The sequence below is a fragment of the Streptomyces dioscori genome (assembly GCF_003024195.1).
GTDB lineage: Bacteria > Actinomycetota > Actinomycetes > Streptomycetales > Streptomycetaceae > Streptomyces > Streptomyces dioscori.
In genome coordinates, this window is sequence record NZ_KZ679057.1 from 87,885 (window position 1) to 108,512 (window position 20,628).

A 20,628-nucleotide genomic window follows, 5' to 3' on the forward strand; every position below is an offset into this window, starting at 1 on the left:
CTTACCCAAAAGGGCCCCAACTGAAATTCAGCGAGGAGCGAACCGCGTGACCGCCGAGACGTCCGTGCCGTCCACAGCCCTGCTGACCGGAGCAGACCGGGACGGTTCCAACTACACCGCGCGGCACCTGCTCGTCCTCGAAGGTCTAGAGGCCGTGCGGAAGCGCCCGGGCATGTACATCGGCTCGACCGACAGCCGCGGTCTGATGCACTGCCTCTGGGAGATCATCGACAACTCCGTGGACGAAGCCCTCGGGGGCTACTGCGACCACATCGATGTGACCCTGCATGACGACGGCTCTGTCGAGGTGCGGGACAACGGCCGGGGCATCCCGGTCGATGTCGAGCCCAAAACCGGCCTTTCAGGCATCGAAGTCGTGATGACCAAGCTGCATGCCGGAGGCAAGTTCGGCGGCGGCTCGTACGCGGCCTCCGGCGGCCTGCACGGTGTGGGCGCCTCCGTGGTGAACGCGCTCTCGGCCCGCCTGGACGTCGAGGTGGACCGTGGGGGCAACACACACGCGGTGAGTTTCCGGCGGGGCACGCCCGGCGCCTTCAAGGGCGAGGGCGCAGACGCCGCCTTCGACCCGTCCTCCGGGCTGCGCAAGCTCAAGAGGGTCCCCAAGGCCCGCACCGGCACGCGGGTGCGGTACTGGGCCGACCGCCAGATCTTCCTCAAGGACGCCAAGCTCTCCCTGGAGAACCTGCATCAGCGCGCCCGGCAGACCGCCTTCCTGGTACCCGGCCTGACCATCGTCGTCCGCGACGAGTACGGGCTCGGCGAGGGTGGCAGCAAGGGCGAGGAGTCCTTCCGCTTCGACGGCGGCATCAGCGAGTTCTGCGAGTACCTGGCCTCCGACAAGCCCGTCTGCGACGTACTCCGCTTCTCGGGCCAGGGCAGCTTCAAGGAGACGGTCCCGGTCCTCGACGACCACGGTCAGATGACTCCGACCGAAGTCACCCGTGAGCTGGGTGTGGACGTCGCGATGCGCTGGGGGACGGGCTACGACACGACGCTCAAGTCGTTCGTGAACATCATCGCCACGCCCAAGGGCGGCACCCATGTCGCGGGCTACGAGCAGGCTGTCGCCAAGACCATCAACGAGGTGCTGCGTACCAAGAAGCTGCTGCGCGTCGCCGAGGACGACGTCGTCAAGGACGACGCCCTGGAGGGCCTCACCGCCGTTGTCACCGTGCGTCTCGCGGAACCGCAGTTCGAGGGGCAGACGAAGGAAGTGCTCGGCACCTCCGCGGCTCGCCGCATCGTGACGAACGTGGTCTCCAGGGAGCTCAAGGCGTTCCTGACCTCCACGAAGCGGGACGCGGCCGCCCAGGCCCGGGTCGTCCTTGAGAAGGCGGTGGCCGCCGCCCGTACGAGGATCGCGGCGCGCCAGCACAAGGACGCCCAGCGGCGGAAGACGGCCCTGGAGTCCTCCTCGCTGCCCGCCAAGCTCGCCGACTGCCGCAGTGACGACGTGGAGCGCAGCGAGCTCTTCATCGTCGAGGGCGACTCGGCGCTCGGTACCGCCAAGCTTGCCCGGAACTCCGAGTTCCAGGCGCTCCTGCCGATCCGCGGAAAGATCCTCAACGTTCAGAAGTCGTCCGTGTCGGACATGCTGAAGAACGCCGAGTGCGGCGCGATCATCCAGGTCATAGGGGCGGGTTCGGGACGCACCTTCGATCTCGACGCCGCCCGGTACGGGAAGATCATTCTGCTCGTGGACGCCGATGTCGACGGCGCGCACATCCGCTGTCTGCTCCTGACGCTCTTCCAGCGTTACATGCGGCCCATGGTCGAGGCCGGCCGGGTGTTCGCGGCGGTGCCGCCGCTGCACCGGATCGAACTGAGCCAGCCCAAGAAGGGCCAGGACAAGTACATCTACACGTACTCGGACCGTGAGCTCCGGGAGACCGTGCTCGAACTCCAGCGGAAGAACGTGCGGTACAAGGACTCGATCCAGCGCTACAAGGGTCTGGGCGAGATGGACGCGGACCAGCTGGCCGAGACGACCATGGACCCGCGCCACCGCACGCTGCGCCGGATCAACATCACCGACCTCGAAGCCTCTGAGCAGGTGTTCGACCTGCTGATGGGCAACGACGTCGCTCCGCGCAAGGAGTTCATCTCCAGCTCCGCGGCGACGCTGGACCGCTCGCGCATCGACGCGTAGGCGGTCCCGCCGACGCATCTGCGGTCCGACGGGGCCGGCCGGAACTCCGGCCGGCCCCGTCGGACCGCACAGCTCTGTGAGGCGGCAGGGCGGCGCGACGGGGATCACCTCCACCCGCGGGTGGAGACCAGCGGTCGAGGGGATCCACCCACGATCCACCCGGGCTCCGATTCGCGGACCGGCGCGTTTCCGTAGCGTCGAAGGCGTCGACAGCAATCGCTGCCGACACCTTCCGCTCCTCGCTCTCGGAGGCCGTGATGTCCGGGCTTGTCGATGTCCTGGCGATCGTCGCCGTAGTCGTCCTGGTGATCGCCCGCCAGTTCCGCCCCCGGCGGCTGGACGCGGACAGACGCTGGTGGGTCGCGCCCGTAGTCCTCATCTTCCTCGCGGTGCGCGAGCCCGGTCTGCTGGATCCCGGCCATCGGACGGCATCGGCTCTCCTTCTCGGCGTCGAACTCCTCATCGCCCTGGTCACCGGCCTCGGCTGGGCATGGACCACCCGTATCTGGGCCGCGCCGGACGGAGCGGTGTGGAGCAGGGGCAGCAGAGCCGGCGTCGGCGTCTGGATCACGGGCATAGCCCTGCGAGCGGGGCTGGCCGGCCTCGGCGCCGCGTTCGGCCTCCACCAGGACACCTCAGCGCTGCTTCTCGGGCTCGCTCTGACGCTGCTCGTCCGCTCCGGCATCCTGGCCTGGCGGGCGCAGGGACTGCGTCCGCTGCCCGGGCAGGCCGGGCAGCGCGCGGCATACGGTGCAGACGTGCCGCGCCCCTTGTCGAAGGAGCGCGTGTGACGGAGAACGTCTGGCGGCGCTGGCCCTCCCGCGAGGCGCTCTCCGGGGCGGGGGTGCACAGGGCCCGGTACGCGCTCACGCTGGCCTCACGCGTCCTAGCCGTCGGGATTCTGCTGGTGGCGACCTTCAAGGACAGCGACCTGCACGGCTGGGGCGTCGCGGCAGCCGTCCTGGGGGTCCTCGCGTGCGGATTCGGGGTCTGGGGCTTCACGAGGACCACGCTCGACCACCGGCTCCTGCCCTCCCTAGGGCTGCTGGCCCTGCTGTTCGCCGTAGCCGTGGTGGCGCACGGTGTCGGGCTCGGGACGCCCGCACTCGTCCTGTGGTGCGTGTGCGGCGTCATAGCGATGGAGCGGTTGCCCCTGCTGGCCGCCCTTCCCGCAACCTGTGCGGCGCTGGGGGCGTACGCGGCCGTCCATCACGACGGCCTGCTGCCCACCGTGGCCACGACAGGAGGGATCGCCCTGGCCGGCTACGTGCTCCGGCTGGACGCCGAGGCCCGGGGCACCACCCAGCGGCTGCTCACCCAGGAGCGAGCGGCGCGGGCGGCCGAGGCGGAGTCCGCGGCTTTGGCGGAGCGGGCCCGGATCGCACGCGAGATCCATGACGTACTGGCGCACAGTCTCTCGGCCCAGCTCGTGCACCTGGAGGCGGCCCGGCTGCTGATCGAGGGAGGAGGCGAGAAGGACCAGGTCCTCGACCGTGTCGTGGCCGCGCGAAGAATGGCCCGTGAAGGGCTCGCCGAGACCAGGCAGGCGCTCTCCGCGTTGCGTGGTGAGCTGTCTCCGCTGGAGGAGTTCCTGAGCGAGCTCGTCGCCGAGTCCGACGGCGCCGACGTCACCGTCACGGGTGAAAGGCAACCGCTGTCGGCCGAGGTGTCCCAGGCGGTCCGCCGAGTCGCCCAGGAGGCACTGACGAACGTCCGGAAGCACGCGCCGGGCGCCAAGGTCCGCATACGGATGGAGTACGGCCGTCACGAAGTGACGCTGCACGTACGGGACTCGGGGGCGCCGCCGGGAGAGTTCACCCACACCGGCGCCGGATACGGTCTGCTCGGGATGCGGGAGCGGGCCGAGCTGCTGGGCGGTTCGCTGGAGGCCGGGCCGTACGAGGAGGGGTTCGTGGTGACGCTGAAGGTGCCCGTATGACGGAGGAGCACGGTGCTGCACCGGCGCGGGTCGTGGTGGCGGACGATCAGACCGTGGTGCGCGAAGGCATCGTGATGCTGCTCGGTCTGCTGCCCGGGATCGAGGTCGTCGGGGCGGCCGCCGACGGGTACGAGGCGGTACGTCTGGTGGCCGAGCTGGACCCGGACGTGGTGCTGATGGATTTGCGCATGCCCCGCTGCGACGGAGCCGAGGCGACCAGGCGTATCAGGTCCGAGTATCCGAGGACCCAGGTCGTCGTCCTCACCACGTTCGGGGACGACGAGTCGCTGTTTCCCGCTCTGAAGGCGGGCGCTCGCGGTTATCTCACCAAGGACGCGACCGGCGACGAGATCGTCCGAGCCGTGCGGAGCGTGCTGTCCGGGGACGCGGGATTCTCGCCTCGCATCCAGCGCCGTTTGCTGGAGCGACTGACGGAACCGGAGGTCACCGTGCCCGCGCAGGAGACTCCGGACGGGCTGACCCTGCGGGAGACGGAGGTGCTGGTGCTGATCGCCGAGGGCCTGAGCAACCAGGAGATCGCCCGCAGGCTGCAGGTGTCCACGGCCACGGTGAAGACCCACATCAACAACCTCTTCGCCAAGACGGGGCTCAAGGGCCGTGCTCAGGCCGTCCGTTACGCCTTCGGGAAAGGACTTGTGCGGCCACCAGGGGGGTGAGTCACCTGATGGGGTGAAGTGCGCGGAGAGAAGAGTCAGGGATCTTCCCGTTCTGTCCATCCTTGGGCACGCGGCCGAAACGGGCGGCGGACAAGGAGAGTTCGGTGGAGAAGCACGACGGTCCCGACCCCGGACAGGTCCGGATCGACGACCCCTGGTACGACGCGCTCGCCTCCGGGTGGGGCGAGTTGGACGGTACGGGTGCGCCCGCTTCCGCTGTGCCGCCCGCGCGCGGGGAGCAGGACGACCTCAGCGCGCGCGCCGCCGATGTCTATCTGGAGGTGCAGCGCAGTGCCGCCTTCCAGGAGGTGCGCAGCCGTTATCGGAGGTTCGTGGTTCCGGCCGTCGCGGTGTTCTTCACCTGGTACGTGGCGTATGTGGTGACGGCGACCACGGCGCCGGCCTTCATGGCGCGGCCCGTCGTCGGCGCGGTGAACGTGGCGATGGTCGCGGGGCTCGGTCAGTTCCTCACGACGTTCCTCTTCACCTGGGCGTACGCGCGGCACGCGCGGCTGCGCAGGGACCGCGCCGCGCTCGACCTGCGCTGGGACACACAGGAGCTGACGCGCAGCGTCGCGGGCGGTGGGAGGTGACGGGAAACCATCAGACGCTGGCCCTGCTGCTCTTCAGCGTGTTCGTCGCGATCACCTTGGGGATCACTACCTGGGTGAGCCGTCACCGGCACGGTTCGGCGGAGGAGTTCTATGCGGGCGGCCGGCTCTTCTCGCCGATGGAGAATGGTTTTGCCATCGCGGGCGACTACATGTCCGCCGCCTCCTTCCTCGGTATCTCGGGACTGATCGCGCTCTTCGGCTACGACGGGCTGCTGTACTCGGTGGGGTTCCTCGTCGCGTGGCTGGTCGTCCTCTTCCTGGTCGCCGAACTGGTGCGTAACTGCGGACGGTTCACACTCGCCGACGTCGTCGCCGCCCGTATGAGTGAGCGGCCGGTGCGCATCGCGGCGGGAACGTCCTCGGTGACCGTGTCGGTTCTGTATCTGGTCGCCCAGATGGTGGGAGCGGGCAGCCTGGTCGCGCTGTTGCTGGGAGGCACGAGCGAGGCGGCACAGACCTGGACGGTCATCGGCGTGGGCGCGCTCATGGTCGTGTACGTGTCGTTCGGCGGGATGCGGGCCACCACATGGATCCAGATCGTCAAGGCGGTCCTGCTCATGGGCGGGGCGATCGCGTTGACCGTGCTCGTCCTGGTGCGGTTCCACGGGGACTTCGACCAGTTGCTGCGTACGGCGGCGGAGCGGAGCGGGCACGGGAAGGCGTTCCTGGCGCCGGGTCTGAAGTACGGCGGGGACTGGACGTCGCGCCTCGACTTCATCAGCCTGGGACTGGCTCTGGTGCTCGGCACGGCGGGCCTGCCGCACATCCTGTCGCGTTTCTACACCGTGCCGACCGCCCGTGCAGCCCGTCGCTCGGTCGTCTGGTCGATCGGGCTGATCGGCGGGTTCTACCTGATGACGATCGTGCTGGGGTTCGGTGCGGCGGCGATCGTCGGCCCCGATGCCGTACGCGGGTCGAACGCGGCCGGGAACACGGCGGTTCCGCTGCTGGCGCTCGATCTGGGCGGCGGGGCCTCCTCCACTGGAGGAACGGTTCTTTTTGCGATCGTCGCCGCGATCGCCTTCGCCACGATCCTCGCGGTGGTCGCCGGTATCACGCTCGCCTCCTCGGCTTCCGTGGCCCACGACCTCTATGCGTCGTTGCGGCGACGGCACGCCAAACCGCGCAGCGAGGTGGCCGTGGCACGGGCCGCCGCGGTCGGGGTCGGCGTCGTGGCCATCGCGCTCGGCCTGCTGGCACGCGACCTCAATGTGGCGTTCCTGGTGGGACTGGCCTTCGCGGTCGCCGCGTCGGCGAACCTGCCCGTCCTGCTGTACTCGCTGTTCTGGCGGAACTTCACGACACGCGGCGCGGTGTGGTCCGTGTACGGGGGCCTGGTGCCTGCCCTGGTGCTCGTGGTGCTGTCGCCCGTGGTGTCGGGCGGTCCCGGTTCACTGTTCCCGGGCGCCGACTTCCAGTACTTCCCGCTGGACAACCCGGGCCTGGTGTCCATTCCGCTGGGCTTCCTCGCGGGCTTGCTCGGCACGATCACGTCGACGGAGGCGCCGGACGAGGCCAAGCACGCGGAGACCGAGGTGCGGGCGCTCACGGGAGCGGGGGCGGTCTGAGGCGCACCCGTGGATGCTCCGGCGGGCTCTCCGTCAGGGCCGGGTCGCCCAGACATAGCGGTGTTCGGGGCGGCCCGCGTCACCGTACTTCAGGCTCAGGGTGGCCCGGCCGGTGCGCTCAAGAAGCTTCAGATAGCGCTGGGCGGTCTGCCGGCTGAGGCCGGTCCGCTCAGCGAGCTCCTGGGCGGACAGCGGGCCTTCCGCGTTCACCAGGGTTTGGCGCACCGCCTCCGCGGTGGTGGGGGAGTGCCCTTTGGGCAGATCCGGTTCCGTGCCGGTGGAGAGGGCGCCGAAGATGCGGTCGACCTCGGCCTGCTCGGCCTCGCCGCCGCCGTCGAGGGTGCGACGCAGTTCGGCGTACGCCTCAAGTTTCGCGCGGAGCCCGGCGAAGGCGAACGGTTTCACCAGGTACTGCAGGGCGCCGTGCCGCATGGCCGCCTGGACCGTGGTGATGTCACGGGCCGCGGTCACCATGATCACGTCGGCCTGGAGGCCCCGCCGCCGCATCTCCTGGACGACCGCGAGACCCGTGTCGTCGGGCAGGTAGTGGTCGAGCAGCACCAGGTCCAGCCGGGGCAGTGCCTCTATCTGCCGCAGGGCCTCCGCCGCCGAGTGCGCCTCGGCCGCGACATGGAAACCCGCGACCTTCTCCACGTAGGCGGCGTTGACCCGAGCGACCCGGACGTCGTCGTCCACGACCAGTACCTCGATCATCGCGGCTCCTCCTTGGTGGTCGTGGCGGATCTCTCCCGTGCCGGGTCGGCCTCCGGCCCGGATGTGGGCGCCGGTTCCGCGAGGGCCTCCGGCAGGACGATCGTGAATTCCGCGCCTCCGCCCTCCGCCTGCGCGACCTGTGCGCTGCCACCCTGCCGTTCGGCGAGCCGGCGCACCAGCGACAGGCCGATCCCGCGTCCTCGGTGGGCCGGCGGTTCCTTGGTGGACCAGCCGTCCGTGAAGATCAGCTCACGTTGACCGGCGGGGATGCCCGGCCCGGTGTCCCGCACCTTGAGCACGGCGGTACGCCCCTCCGCGCGCAATTCGACCTCCACGCGCGCGTGGAGGGTGCCGGCGACGGCGTCGAGCGCGTTGTCGACGAGGTTCCCGACGATCGTGACCAGCCCCCGGGCATCGATCAGCCGGTCGGGAAACTGTGTCCTGTCGGAGACCGTCAGGGCCACGGCACGCTCCGCCGCGACAGTTGCCTTGCCCACCAGGAGGGCGGCGAGCAACGGGTCGTGGATCTTCTCGGTGATCTGTTCCGCGGTGGCCCTGTGGTCGCCGACGACCTCGCCGACGAACTCCACGGCGTCGTCGAACATCTCCAGTTCCAGCAGCCCGAGCAGCGTGTGCATCCGGTTGGCGTGCTCGTGGTCCTGGGCGCGCAGGGCGTCGATGAGACCGCGCGTGGAATCCAGCTCGCGGCCCAGCTGCTCCAGTTCCGTGCGGTCCCGCAGCGTGGCCACGGCGCCGCCGTCGTCGGTGGGCATGCGGTTGGCGACCAGCACCCGCTGTCCGCGGACGGTGAGCAGATCGGTTCCGTTGACGGTCCCGGCCAGCACATCGGCCGTACGTCCTTCGCCGAGCGCCGTGCCGAGAGACTGCCCCACGGCTTCGTCGCCCAGGCCCAGCAGTCGCCGGGCCTCGTCGTTGAGGAGCCGGATCCTGCCCTCGCGGTCCAGCGCGACGACGCCCTCCCTGATGCCGTGCAGCATGGCCTCACGTTCCGCCAGCAGTCCGGCGATGTCCGAGAAGGCCAGGTCACGGGTCTGCCGCTGGACCCGTCGTGAAATCAGATAGGCGGCCAGCGCGCCCACCGCCATCGCCCCGCCCGCGTAGGCGAAGAGCCCCGGGATGGCGTGGATCAGACGGGCCCGCACGCTGTCGTACTCGATACCGACCGAGACCGCGCCGACGATGTCACCATCGGCGTCGCGCAGCGGCACCTTGCCGCGTGCCGAGCGGCCCAGTGTGCCGTCGTCGATCTCCATGACCTCCCGGCCGGCCAGCGCCTGCTGCGGGTCGGTGGAGACGCGTCCCCCGATCTCGGCGGGGTTGGTGTGCGACCAGCGCACCCCGTGCATGTCCATGACCACGACATACTCGGCCCCGCTCGCCTCGCGGATCCGCTCCGCCTCGGCCTGGACTGGCCCGTCCGCCGAGGGACGCGTCGACGTCAGCTCGTCGGCGAGCTGTGGCTGTGCCGCCGTGGTCTGCGCGATCGCGAGCGCGCGACGCATCGCCTGGTCGTCCAGCTGATCGCTGAGAGGAGCGAGGAACAGCCCTGTCGCGAGTACGGCGACTCCGGCGGCGATCGCCACCTGCATCAGCAGCACCTGCGAGAACATCCGCCTGGGCATGCCGAGGCGGAGTCGTCGAGCAGGGGGAGTGGAGCTCATACCCATGACGGTACGGGGAACGGTGGGCCGGGCCGTAGACGAAGTGGCGTGGATCTCGTTCGGATGCCGTGGTCAGCGGGTCAGCGGGTCAACAGGTTGACGGCTTGAGGGGGCGGGGACCGCCGCATCAACAGGCGCACGGGCCGCGGAGCGTGTCGTCACCAGTCGGCGGCTGTACGTGACAGCTCACGCACCACCGTCACGTCCATCCGGGCCGGGGAACCGAGAGCCGAGCCGCAGCTCTCCGCACGCGGCGGCGACGAGGCGCCCTGACTGACCGAGACGAGCCACTGGCGGCCGTCGGTGTGGGCAACCGTCACCTCCCAGTGGGGTGTCTCGCCCTCGGTACGGACCACGTTCAGCGCGCCCGCCGCGTCCTCGCGCACCGCTGTACGCACGGCCAGCTCGGCCGCCTGGCCGGGGCGTTCCCAGGCGGAGCTGCCGCGGCACCCCTCGGTGACGACACGCCCTTCGCGTACGCCCTGGAGGACCTCTTTCACGGCATGGGCCTCGGCGCGCCCGTATGCGTAACCGGAACGGCAGGACGAGGAGGGTGGGTGAGAAGCGGTGCCCTCCCAGGTGCGTGACCTCCCAGGCTCCCGCCACTCCGGAGGCGGCGAGTTCGGCGGCGAGGGGGCGGCCGAGCAGGGCACAGCAGCGGTCACGCTTGCCGTTGGTGCAGACGAGGGCCAGTGGTTCACCGTCGTGGGGGCGGCCATCGAGCGCGGTGTCGAAGGTACCGGGCAGGCCTCTGCCCAGCTCGGTGAAATCAAGTTTGAGCAGCTGCTCGGGGTCCGATGTCATGGCGCTGTGCAGCCATACGTTTCCCGGAGTGGTGTGGGCCGCGTACACCTGGCGCTCGGCGACCTTGTGACAGTCCGCGTGGCGTCCCGGGCGGCGGATCAGGGCGATGCGCACGCCGGTGGCCTCGGCGGCCTGCTTCAGGGCACGGCCCAGTACGGGATCCAGGTGACTTGATGTCAGCGCTTCGGCGCCCCAGGGGCCGGGCTGCTCGACCAGCAGCCACGTCCTCGCCGTGGCGGCGGTCCCCGCGAGGGGCTCCTCCAGGTCCTGTGAGACCTTCGCGCACGTACTCACAGAGGTGAGCCTAACCTGACTTGGCTCCTGGTGACCGATGGGGCCGGTGATGTCCCTGTGCCGAAAGTGCCGGAAGCAGTTGAGTTGGCTGAGATGGCCGTTTCCCCCGGTGCGTCGGCAGTCCGTTGCCCTGACGGTCGCGCCTCTCGGGCGGCAGGGGGCGACGAGCGTGCGGATCGACGAGCGTCGGATCAGGAGGCGGTCCGTGTCAACGCTGCCTCGTGGGAGAGGTTGAAGTGCAGCGGAGCGACGGTCGACGCGGCGATCGCGGCCACGCGGAGCCGTTCGGAGGCCTTGTGATCGGGCAGTGAGTCGACGGCTGGGCGCGCCGCCGCGACGTGCCATGCGAACGTTTCCATTTGAGAAGATCTCCCGGCGCCGACTCGGGGCGCCGTGTGGAGCGTGATGTGGCGAGGTAGTCGCGCCGGAGTGGCAGCCACATGCTGATCACGAAGCGTTGCGCTCAGCGACCCGGTTCGGCTTGTCGGCCCCGGAGGATAAGCCAAAGTATGGCTTGAAAAAGACTGCGAGGTCCTGCACCGATCGGGTGCGGACCTCGCTGACGTTCTTCGGGGTGGCCGGATGTGTGGCCGGGTTCGCCCGCTTGGATCATGTCCTGGTGTCTGGGCGGAGAGTCATGGATGCCGCCTAGTCAGCCGCACGATGAGGCTGGGCTCACCGCGTACTCGTTCGGCGTCCGTCGCATGCTGGCGGCCTCGACGTTGTGGCGTCAGTTTTTGGGGGCCCGCACTTGGTGGTGCCAGTGCGCTTCCTTATCCCGTTGGCCCGTAGCGGCCTTCGTCAACGGATCAGGCGTCGGGGATGTCTTTCTTGGCGTGAATCAGGGTTTTGCGGTCAATGACCACGATGCGCTCGTATTCTGCTCGTGCGGCGTCTGTGGGAAGGTTCCCGTCCAGGGTTGCCGTGGCGTCTGTGCCGATAATGGCGAAACTTCCATCGCTGAGCTCGAAGATGTCTGGACACGTCTGGCCAGACATGCTTCCCCGAGCCGTTGGAGGGACGCCGAGTCTGCGGACAATCTTCAACGGGGGTTCCATTCGGATGTTATATGATGAATTGTAGCGTTTTGCTCACCTTGTATTCCGGCTTGTCAAACCTAGCGTCGATGTAGAAAGTGACGATATTTTTCGGTCGTGGAGGTGGGCGCCTTGGGGTGCCGAGGGGGCGCGCGTGCGCGGAAGTGTGCCTCTGGAAAGCGTCAGGAAACCCACCATTGGTCATTCTCGTCGCTCGCCCTTGTGACGATTTCGTCGACATGGCCTGAGAGCAATCGTTCCTGCGAGTCGGCTGGGAGGCTCGCCCGGTGGTGAAGTGTGACTTCCCAATACTCCCGAAATATCCTGCTCTGACAGATGCCGCGCATATGGCCGAGGGCTTCGTCGAGGTTCACGGTGCCCATGCGGAACGCGTGAAGAATGTTCCCGTACAGGGCATTGGCGAACAGGTACTGCCGTAGCTGAGTCTGGGATACCTCGATTTCGTACGTGTCCAGTACTGCGGAAAGGTCAGGATCCTGTACGGCTTTGCACAGCAGATCGAACTGGAGTCGATGCTTGTCCGCCATGTCGATGCGCTGGTAGTGCTGCTGCTGTTCCTGGTGCATCCGATCGAGGTGCGCAAGAAGAGTGTTCTCGTCGTGCAGGCGCTGCGCGGCGAACGCCGTGAGAGCCCCCGCTGCGAATGCGAGGCCCGCCGTCACGGCAGGGCCAAGCCCCCTAATTCCATATGTGTACATGTCAACCCCCGAATCAAGCGACCGTCCGCCGGTCGCCGGGTGCAGGTGACGGGGAGCGAACCGGCGAGCGGTGGGCGGCGCGCTTGCCAACGTCCAATGGTGCCGAGCGGCTCTGATCGGCTGGGAGGCGGAGAGGCGGCGCACGGAGGTAAGCGCGGGTCGCGCAACTCGGCGCCTTGCCCAACGTGTGCCCCGCGAGCGCCGCGAACAATCGTTCACTTCCGGCGCTTTGTAGGGCGGCTCGTATCCTTGGCGGGCATTCGTCCCCCGTCGTGCGAGCCGGTTTGCGAGCCGGAGCACGCAATTGGTGTGAGAGAGGTCGCGTGTCGAGTCAGGCGAGCCCCCAGCAGATCCCGGTCCTCGTCCTCGCCGGTTTCCTCGGTTCCGGTAAGACCACGCTGCTCAACCACCTCCTGCACCGCAGCGGAGGCAGCCGTATCGGTGCCGTCGTGAACGACTTCGGTGCCATCGAGATCGATGCCATGGCTGTCGCGGGGGCGCTCGGGGACTCCACCGTCTCCCTCGGGAACGGGTGTCTGTGCTGCGCCGTCGACGCCAGTGAACTCGATCTGTATCTGGACCGGCTCGCCCGGCCCTCGTCCCGGATGGACGTGATCGTCATCGAGGCGAGCGGTCTCGCCGAGCCCCAGGAGCTGGTGAAGATGCTCCTGGCCAGCGAGAACCCGCACATCGTCTACGGGGGGCTCGTGGAGGTCGTCGACGCCGCCGAGTTCGACGCCACCCGCGAGAAGCATCCTGAGATCGACCGGCATCTCGCCATCGCCGACCTGGTCGTCGTCAACAAGGCGGACCGCGCGCCGGACCCCGACCGTGTGACGGGGCTGGTGCGTACGCTCGCCGACGGTGCCGCCGTCGTATCCGCGTCGTACGGGAGGATCGACCCCGAGTTCCTCTTCGACTGCCGGCCGACCGAGGAACGTATCGGCCAGTTGTCCTTCGACGACCTGCACCGGCACGAGGACCGTGACCGTGGTGACGGTGGCGCCGACGAGCACCTCGGACACCTGCACTCCGCCTACGAGTCCGTCTCCTTCACCTCCGAAGTGCCCCTCGGGCCCCGGCGGTTGATGGACTTCCTCGACAGCAGGCCCGACGGTCTGTACCGGATCAAGGGGTACGTCGACTTCGGCGCCGCCGATCCAGGCAACCGGTATGCCGTGCACGCGGTCGGCCGATTCCTGCGTTTCTATCCGGAACCCTGGGCTCCGGGTGAGCGGCTCACCCAGCTCGTGCTCATCGGCTCCGGCATCGACGCCGTCGCGCTCGGCAAGAAACTGGAGGCATGCAAGGACGACGCCCCACACGCCGACGAACGCAGCATGTGGGGCGTCCTGCGTTACGTACAGGAGCCGGAGGCCGAGGAAGAGGTGGAAGCGGCAGGTCAAGGCGGGTGGGGCGACCTGCCGGGCGGCGCGGGCTAGACCGGGCCCGCCACCACCGAAACCGTCTTCGCCAGGGAGACCCCCGAGCCGTCGCGCCGCGGGTCCATCTCCGGGAGCTCGGCCGGCGTGCCGTCCTTCTGCGCCGCCCGCGCCGGAGCGGGGCCCGCCCAGGCCAGGCTCAGGCAGTCCTCGCCCTTCAGGAACCGCTGGCAGCGCACGCCGCCCGTGGCGCGGCCCTTGCGCGGGTACTGGTCGAAGGGGGTCAGCTTGGCCGTCGTCTGGACCGAGTCGTCCAGCGTGCCCCGCGAACCCGCCACGGTGAACACCACCGCGTCCACGGCCGGGTCGACCGCCGTGAAGGAGATCACCTTGGCCCCGTCCGTGAGCTTCACACCCGTCATGCCGCCCGCCGGCCGGCCCTGCGGGCGGACCTGGGACGCCTGGTAGCGCAACAGCTGCGCGTCGTCGGTGATGAAGATCAGGTCCTCCTCACCGGTGCGCAACTCGGCCCCGCCGATGATCCGGTCACCGTCCTTGAGGGTGATGACCTCCAGCTCCTCCTTGTTGGACGGGTAGTCCGGGACCACGCGCTTGACCACACCCTGCTGGGTGCCGAGCGCCAGGCCGGGCGACGACTCGTCGAGCGTCATCAGGCAGACCACCTGCTCATCGCCCTCCAGGGCCAGGAACTCCGAGATCGGCGCGCCTCCGGAGAGGTTGGGCGCCGAGGCGGTCTCGGGCAGCTGGGGGAGGTCGATGACGTTGAGCCGCAGGAGCCGTCCGCTGGACGTGACCGCGCCGATCTCGCCCTGTGCGGTCGCCGGGACGGCGGAGACGATCAGATCGTGCTTGACGCGCCTGCCCTCGCTCTCCCCGAAGGGGTCACCGTTGGCGGTACGCGCGAGCAGTGCAGTCGACGACAGGAGTACCCGGCACGGGTCGTCGGCCACCTGCAGCGGAACGGCCGTGGCGGCGGAACCGGCCGACTCCAGCAGCACCGTACGCCGGTCGGTGCCGAACTTCTTGGCCACCGCTGCCAGTTCGGCCGACACCAGCTTGCGCAGCTCGGCGTCCGAGTCCAGGATGCCGGTCAGCTCGTCGATCTCGCCGTTGAGGCGGTCGCGCTCGGTCTCCAGCTCGATCCGGTCGAACTTGGTCAGCCGGCGCAGCGGCGTGTCCAGGATGTACTGCGTCTGGATCTCGCTCAGTGAGAAGTGCTCGATCAGGCGCTGCTTGGCCTGGGCGGAGTTCTCACTGGAGCGGATGAGGCGGATGACCTCGTCGATGTCCAGCAGGGCGACGAGCAGGCCCTCGACCAGATGCAGCCGGTCGCGCTTCTTGGTGCGGCGGAACTCGCTGCGGCGGCGCACGACCTCGAAGCGGTGGTCGAGGTACACCTCCAGCAGTTCCTTGAGGCCGAGCGTGAGCGGCTGGCCGTCCACCAGTGCCACGTTGTTGATGCCGAAGGACTCCTCCATCGGCGTCAGCTTGTAGAGCTGCTCCAGGACCGCCTCCGGCACGAAGCCGTTCTTGACCTCGATGACCAGGCGCAGGCCGTGCGAGCGGTCGGTGAGGTCCTTGACGTCGGCGATGCCCTGCAGCTTCTTCGAGCCGACCAGGTCCTTGATCTTCGCGATCACCTTCTCCGGGCCGACGGTGAAGGGCAGTTCGGTGACGACGAGGCCCTTGCGGCGCGCCGTCACGTTCTCCACGGACACCGTCGCGCGGATCTTGAAGGTGCCGCGGCCCGATTCGTACGCGTCCCTGATGCCGCTCAGGCCGACGATCCGGCCGCCGGTGGGCAGGTCGGGGCCCGGGACGTACTTCATGAGCGTTTCGAGATCGGCCCCCGGGTGGCGGATCAGGTGGCGGGCGGCGGCGATGACCTCGCCGAGGTTGTGCGGCGCCATGTTCGTCGCCATGCCGACCGCGATGCCCGACGCGCCGTTGACCAGGAGGTTCGGATACGCGGCCGGGAGGACCGACGGCTCCTGCTCCTGGCCGTCGTAGTTCGGGGCGAAGTCGACCGTGTTCTCTTCGATCGACTCCGTCATGAGAGAGGTGGCGTCGGCCATCCTCGCCTCGGTGTACCGCATGGCGGCCGGCGGGTCGTCGTTGCCCAGCGAACCGAAGTTGCCGTGGCCGTCGACCAGGGGCAGCCGCATGGAGAAGGGCTGGGCCAGACGGACCAGCGCGTCGTAGATCGACGCGTCGCCGTGCGGGTGGAGCTTACCCATGACCTCGCCGACGACGCGGGCACACTTCACGTAGCCGCGGTCGGGGCGGAGCCCCATCTCGTTCATCTGGTAGACGATGCGGCGGTGCACGGGCTTGAGGCCGTCGCGGGCGTCCGGCAGGGCTCGGGAGTAGATGACCGAGTACGCGTACTCAAGGAAAGAGCCCTGCATCTCGTCGACGACGTCGATGTCGAGGATGCGCTCCTCGAAGTCGTCGGAAGGCGGGGTCTTCGTGCTGCGGCGGGCCATCGCTGCTGCGACTCCTTCACAGTCTCTGCCGGGGCATGAACGGGTTCTGACGCGGTCCATTGTGGACCGCAGTACTGACAACGCGGACCACGACCCGTCCGTACGGGCCTGTCGGGCCGGGCGCTCGACCGCCTCAACAGGCCTGGCGGGCCGCGTTCGAGGCGGCCCCGGAGGCTCCACGCGCGTGGCCGCGGCTGACCGCGGAGGTCTGAGGACGCTACCGCGTTCCGTTTCCACGGGGGCACCGGGCCGGGAGTTGTCGGGTGCGGGCCGGTGGTGGCCGGTCGCGCAGTTCCCCGCGCCCCTTGGGGGGAGCGGCCAGGGTGTTTGTCGGGTGCGGGTCCGTCGTGGCTGGTCGCGCAGTTCCCCGCGTCCCTTACAGGGCGCCCCTGACGGGGGCGGCTCTGCCGGGGTGCGCGTGCTCGCTCTCGGCGTAGCCGATGCGGGAACTTCGCCAGCCGTCCGCGCGCTTGCATACAGTGGCACGACTAGCAGGAATTCAGCAGTTTTCCGCGATCGAAGGGACGTACATGCCCATGGGTCACACGGCCACCGCCGAGGCCGGTTCCGGCGGCCTGACAGCGACCGAGCACCGCCTGGCCAACGGCCTGCGTGTGGTGCTCTCCGAGGACCACCTGACCCCGGTCGCGGCGGTGTGCCTCTGGTACGACGTCGGCTCGCGTCACGAGGTCAAGGGCCGTACCGGGCTCGCCCACCTCTTCGAGCACCTGATGTTCCAGGGTTCCGGCCAGGTGAAGGGCAACGGCCACTTCGAACTGGTCCAGGGAGCGGGCGGTTCGCTCAACGGCACGACGAGTTTCGAGCGCACCAACTACTTCGAGACCATGCCGACGCACCAGCTGGAGCTCGCCCTCTGGCTGGAGGCCGACCGCATGGGCTCGCTGCTCGCGGCCCTCGACGAGGAGTCGATGGAAAACCAGCGGGACGTCGTCAAGAACGAGCGCAGGCAGCGCTACGACAACGTCCCCTACGGCACCGCCTTCGAGAAGCTGACCGCCCTCGCCTACCCGGAGGGCCACCCCTACCACCACACCCCGATCGGGTCGATGGCCGACCTGGACGCGGCCACCCTTGAGGACGCGCGCGCCTTTTTCCGCACCTACTACGCGCCCAACAACGCCGTCCTGTCGATCGTCGGGGACATCGACCCGGAGCAGACGCTCGCCTGGGTCGAGAAGTACTTCGGGTCCGTCGCCGGGCACGACGGCAAGCCCGCCCCGCGCGACGGCTCGCTCCCGGAGACCATGGGCGGGCAGCTGCGCGAGGTCGTCGAGGAGGAGGTCCCGGCCCGCGCGCTGATGGCCGCCTACCGGCTCCCGGAGGACGGCACGCGCGCGTCCGACGCCGCCGACCTCGCCCTGACCGTGCTCGGCGGCGGCGAGTCGTCCCGGCTCTACAACCGGCTCGTACGCCGTGACCGCACCGCCGTCGCGGCCGGGTTCGGCCTGCTGCGCCTCGCCGGAGCGCCCTCCCTGGGGTGGCTCGACGTGAAGACGTCCGGTGACGTCGAGGTCCCCGTCATCGAGGCCGCCGTCGACGAGGAGCTCGCCCGGTTCGCCGAGGAGGGCCCCACGGCCGAGGAGATGGAGCGCGCCCAGGCCCAGTTGGAGCGCGAGTGGCTGGACCGGCTCGGCACGGTCGCGGGCCGCGCCGACGAACTGTGCCGGTACGCGGTCCTGTTCGGCGACCCCCAGCTCGCCCTGACCGCCGTGCAGCGCGTTCTCGACATCACCGCGGAGGAGGTCCAGGAGGTCGCCAAGGCCCGCCTGCGCCCCGACAACCGCGCGGTACTGGTCTACGAGCCGCTCGCCGCGGACGAGGCCGACGCGCCCGAGGAGACCGGCGCGTCCGAAGAGACCGGCGCCGCTGACAACACCGACGAGGAGGCGGCCAAGTGACCGAGCTCGCCACGATGGAGTTCCACCCGCAGCCCCAGGCCGGCGAGGCCAGGCCCTGGGCCTTCCCGGCGCCCGAGCGCGGCACCCTCGGCAACGGCCTGACGCTGTTGCGCTGCCACCGCCCCGGCCAGCAGGTCGTCGCCGTGGAGGTCCTCCTGGACGCCCCGCTGGAGGCCGAGCCCAAGGGGCTCGACGGCATCGCCACGATCATGGCGCGGGCCTTCTCGGAGGGCACGGACAAGCACTCCGCCGAGGAGTTCGCCGCCGAGCTGGAGCGCTGCGGCGCCACCCTGGACGCCCACGCCGACCACCCCGGCGTACGGCTGAGCCTCGAAGTCCCCGTCTCCCGGCTGCCCAAGGCGCTCGGCCTGCTCGCCGACGCCCTCAGGGCACCCGCGTTCGATGACGGCGAGATCGAGCGGCTGGTGCGCAACCGGCTCGACGAGATCCCGCACGAGACCGCCAACCCGGCCCGCCGGGCCGCCAAGGAGCTGTCCCGGCAGCTCTTCCCGGCGGACTCCCGCATGTCGCGTCCGCGGCAGGGCACCGAGGAGACGGTCACCGCGATCGACTCGGCGGCCGTGCGCGCCTTCTACGAGAAGCACGTACGCCCCGCCACGGCCACCGCGGTCGTCGTCGGCGACCTCACGGACGTCGACCTCGACGCGCTGCTGGGGGACACGCTCGGCGCCTGGACCGGATCGCAGGCCCAGGCCCGGCCCGTGCCCTCGGTGACCGCCGACGACACCGGCCGCGTGATCATCGTCGACCGGCCCGGAGCCGTCCAGACGCAGCTGCTCATCGGGCGCGTCGGCGCGGACCGGCACGACCGCGTGTGGCCCGCCCAGGTGCTCGGCACGTACTGCCTCGGTGGCACCCTCACCTCCCGCCTGGACCGCGTCCTGCGGGAGGAGAAGGGATACACCTACGGAGTGCGTGCGTTCGGCCAGGTGCTGCGCTCCGCTCCGGACGGGACGGGCATCTCGATGCTCGCCATCAGCGGTTCCGTGGACACCCCGAACACCGGGCCGGCGCTCGACGACCTCTGGAAGGTGCTGCGCACCCTCGCCGCCGAGGGCCTGACGGACGCCGAGCGCGATGTCGCCGTGCAGAACCTGGTGGGTGTGGCACCGCTGAAGTACGAGACCGCGGGCGCCGTCGCGGGCACGCTCGCCGACCAGGTCGAGCAGCACCTGCCGGACGACTTCCAGGCGACGCTGTACAAGCAGCTCGCCGCGACCGGCACCGTGGAGGCCACCGCGGCCGCCGTGAACGCGTTTCCGGTGGACCGTCTGGTGACCGTCCTCGTCGGGGACGCCGCGCAGATCGAGGAGCCCGTCAGGGCGCTCGGTGTCGGCGAAGTCAGCGTCGTGACGGCCGAGTAGGGATCGGTGACCGGGCAGGACCTGTGAGCGAGCGGGATCTGTGAGCGAGCGGGACCTGTCACGGCCGGGGCCCGGGTGACCGGACGAGTCACCCGGGCCCTTTCCTGTCCTTCTCCGCCCCTGGTTTGTCCGTATTGCAGGGAAGTTGCCTGTCTGCCCTGTGGCATGCGCCTCAAAAACGGTGATCCGTTTGTCTATCGAAAGAGGCGCCGCTTAGCGTCGGTCCGGCTGTTCGTCAGGCATCGCGCCGCGTCCGCGGCACCGGACAGTCATCGCCGAGTCCCCGCATGGCGCGAGCCAGGGGAGCCGGGGACCCACGTCCCTGGGGTGAATCGGACGCCCTCCAGGAGGGGGTCCGTAGGAGACCTTCCTGCTCCGAACCCGTCAGCTAACCCGGTAGGCGAGAAGGAAGGAAAGGACCAGCCACTTCATGGCGTTCACCCGCGCCACGGGGAAGCACCGTCTTCCCAGCCGCATGACGCGCACCACCCGCAGGACCGTCGGCGTCGCCGCCCTGGCCACCACCGGTGTCGTGGGCACGCTGGCCGCCCCGGCGTTCGCCGCCGAGAGCGAGATCGAGCAGACGGGCCCCCTGAAGGCCGTCACCATGGGCGACTCGGTCGCCCACGAGATCGACGCGCAGGCCGTCGCCCAGCGCCAGGCCGCCGAGCAGGCCGCCGCCCGTGAGAAGGCCGAGGCCGACGCGAAGAAGCGTGCGGAGGAGGCCAGGGCGAAGGCCGAGAAGGAGCGCGAGGCCAAGGCCCGTGCGGCCCGCGAGGCCGAGCGCAAGCGCCTCAACGCCTACACCGCGCCGATCACCGGCTCGTACGTCTCCACCTCCTACCAGGCAGGTGGCGGCATCTGGTCCTCCGGGAGCCACACCGGCATCGACTTCCACGCCGCCAGCGGCACCGCCGTGCACGCGGTGGGCTCCGGCACCGTCGTGGAGGCCGACTGGGGAGGCTCGTACGGCAACCAGGTCGTCATCAAGATGGTCGACGGCACGTACACCCAGTACGGGCACCTCTCGTCCATCGGTGTCTCGGTCGGCCAGACGGTCACTCCGGGGCAGCAGATAGCCCTCTCCGGGGCGACCGGCAACGTCACGGGGGCGCACCTGCACTTCGAGGCGCGGACGACCGCAGAGTACGGATCCGACATGGACCCGATCGCCTACCTCCGCGGGCACGGCGTGAACGTCTGACAGCACGGCGCTT

Annotated in this window: 16 protein-coding genes, 1 pseudogene and 1 riboswitch; of the genes and pseudogenes, 10 read left to right on the forward strand and 7 right to left on the reverse strand. The window is 69.6% G+C overall.

All coding sequences use genetic code 11. From position 1 onward, the window contains the following. Nucleotides 1-46: 46 nt before the first annotated feature. The 6 genes from C6Y14_RS38150 to C6Y14_RS38175 all read left to right on the forward strand — a co-directional run bounded on the left by C6Y14_RS38150 (nt 47) and on the right by C6Y14_RS38175 (nt 6,968). Nucleotides 47-2,170, forward strand: coding sequence for a DNA gyrase/topoisomerase IV subunit B (locus C6Y14_RS38150; protein ID WP_107021496.1), 2,124 nt, complete (start codon nt 47-49; stop codon nt 2,168-2,170). Between the two features lie 257 nt (nt 2,171-2,427). Further along, nucleotides 2,428-2,961, forward strand: a complete 534-nt coding sequence (locus C6Y14_RS38155; RefSeq protein ID WP_107021497.1) for a DUF1453 domain-containing protein — start codon at nt 2,428-2,430, stop codon at nt 2,959-2,961. Next, entirely contained in the window at nt 2,958-4,109 is a 1,152-nt protein-coding gene (locus C6Y14_RS38160; RefSeq protein WP_107021498.1) for a sensor histidine kinase, read from the forward strand. Before C6Y14_RS38155 ends, C6Y14_RS38160 begins: the two co-directional genes overlap by 4 nt. Continuing rightward, nucleotides 4,106-4,786: a response regulator transcription factor gene (locus C6Y14_RS38165; RefSeq protein WP_107021499.1), complete on the forward strand. Its 681-nt coding sequence runs from the start codon at nt 4,106-4,108 to the stop codon at nt 4,784-4,786. Before C6Y14_RS38160 ends, C6Y14_RS38165 begins: the two co-directional genes overlap by 4 nt. Nucleotides 4,787-4,890: 104 nt before the next feature. After that, a complete protein-coding gene (locus C6Y14_RS38170) occupies nt 4,891-5,379 on the forward strand; it encodes a DUF485 domain-containing protein (RefSeq protein WP_225891485.1) in 489 nt (162 codons plus the stop codon). Continuing rightward, nucleotides 5,376-6,968, forward strand: coding sequence for a solute symporter family protein (locus C6Y14_RS38175; protein ID WP_107021501.1), 1,593 nt, complete (start codon nt 5,376-5,378; stop codon nt 6,966-6,968). The genes C6Y14_RS38170 and C6Y14_RS38175 overlap by 4 nt, the downstream gene beginning before the upstream one ends. Before the next feature lie 33 nt (nt 6,969-7,001). Here the strand turns inward: C6Y14_RS38175 and C6Y14_RS38180 are convergent, their stop codons facing one another. The 6 genes and pseudogenes from C6Y14_RS38180 to C6Y14_RS38200 form a co-directional block, all read right to left on the reverse strand. Continuing rightward, nucleotides 7,002-7,682 (reverse strand): response regulator, encoded by a 681-nt coding sequence (locus C6Y14_RS38180; RefSeq protein WP_107021502.1) that lies wholly within the window; start codon nt 7,680-7,682, stop codon nt 7,002-7,004. Continuing rightward, a complete protein-coding gene (locus C6Y14_RS38185; RefSeq protein ID WP_107021593.1) occupies nt 7,679-9,364 on the reverse strand; it encodes an ATP-binding protein in 1,686 nt (561 codons plus the stop codon). Before C6Y14_RS38185 ends, C6Y14_RS38180 begins: the two co-directional genes overlap by 4 nt. Nucleotides 9,365-9,522: 158 nt before the next feature. Then, a pseudogene (locus C6Y14_RS38190) lies at nt 9,523-10,462 on the reverse strand (sucrase ferredoxin). Between the two features lie 191 nt (nt 10,463-10,653). Further along, the gene (locus tag C6Y14_RS44360; protein WP_159074390.1) at nt 10,654-10,821 is read right to left on the reverse strand and encodes a hypothetical protein; all 168 of its coding nucleotides are present in this window, start codon (nt 10,819-10,821) and stop codon (nt 10,654-10,656) included. 450 nt (nt 10,822-11,271) lie between these two features. Beyond that, nucleotides 11,272-11,508, reverse strand: a complete 237-nt coding sequence (locus C6Y14_RS38195) for a hypothetical protein (protein WP_107021594.1) — start codon at nt 11,506-11,508, stop codon at nt 11,272-11,274. 173 nt (nt 11,509-11,681) lie between these two features. After that, entirely contained in the window at nt 11,682-12,182 is a 501-nt protein-coding gene (locus tag C6Y14_RS38200; protein ID WP_263973121.1) for a DUF6082 family protein, read from the reverse strand. Nucleotides 12,183-12,541: 359 nt separating this feature from the next. Here C6Y14_RS38200 and C6Y14_RS38205 point away from each other — a divergent pair, with 359 nt between their 5' ends. After that, nucleotides 12,542-13,660 (forward strand): CobW family GTP-binding protein, encoded by a 1,119-nt coding sequence (locus C6Y14_RS38205; protein ID WP_107021504.1) that lies wholly within the window; start codon nt 12,542-12,544, stop codon nt 13,658-13,660. Here the strand turns inward: C6Y14_RS38205 and C6Y14_RS38210 are convergent. Continuing rightward, entirely contained in the window at nt 13,657-16,107 is a 2,451-nt protein-coding gene (locus C6Y14_RS38210; protein ID WP_107021505.1) for a DNA gyrase/topoisomerase IV subunit A, read from the reverse strand. The genes C6Y14_RS38205 and C6Y14_RS38210 overlap by 4 nt on opposite strands. A 530-nt stretch (nt 16,108-16,637) precedes the next feature. Here C6Y14_RS38210 and C6Y14_RS38215 point away from each other — a divergent pair. The 3 genes from C6Y14_RS38215 (at nt 16,638) to C6Y14_RS38225 (ending at nt 20,615) form a co-directional block, all read left to right on the forward strand. Beyond that, entirely contained in the window at nt 16,638-18,026 is a 1,389-nt protein-coding gene (locus tag C6Y14_RS38215; protein ID WP_404828890.1) for a M16 family metallopeptidase, read from the forward strand. Further along, a complete protein-coding gene (locus tag C6Y14_RS38220; protein WP_107021506.1) occupies nt 18,023-19,411 on the forward strand; it encodes a M16 family metallopeptidase in 1,389 nt (462 codons plus the stop codon). The genes C6Y14_RS38215 and C6Y14_RS38220 overlap by 4 nt, the downstream gene beginning before the upstream one ends. Before the next feature lie 263 nt (nt 19,412-19,674). Continuing rightward, nucleotides 19,675-19,828: riboswitch (cyclic di-AMP (ydaO/yuaA leader) on the forward strand. A 13-nt stretch (nt 19,829-19,841) separates the two neighbouring features. Beyond that, on the forward strand, nt 19,842-20,615 hold the full coding sequence (locus C6Y14_RS38225; protein WP_107021507.1) for a M23 family metallopeptidase: 774 nt from the start codon (nt 19,842-19,844) through the stop codon (nt 20,613-20,615). Nucleotides 20,616-20,628 lie beyond the last annotated feature (13 nt).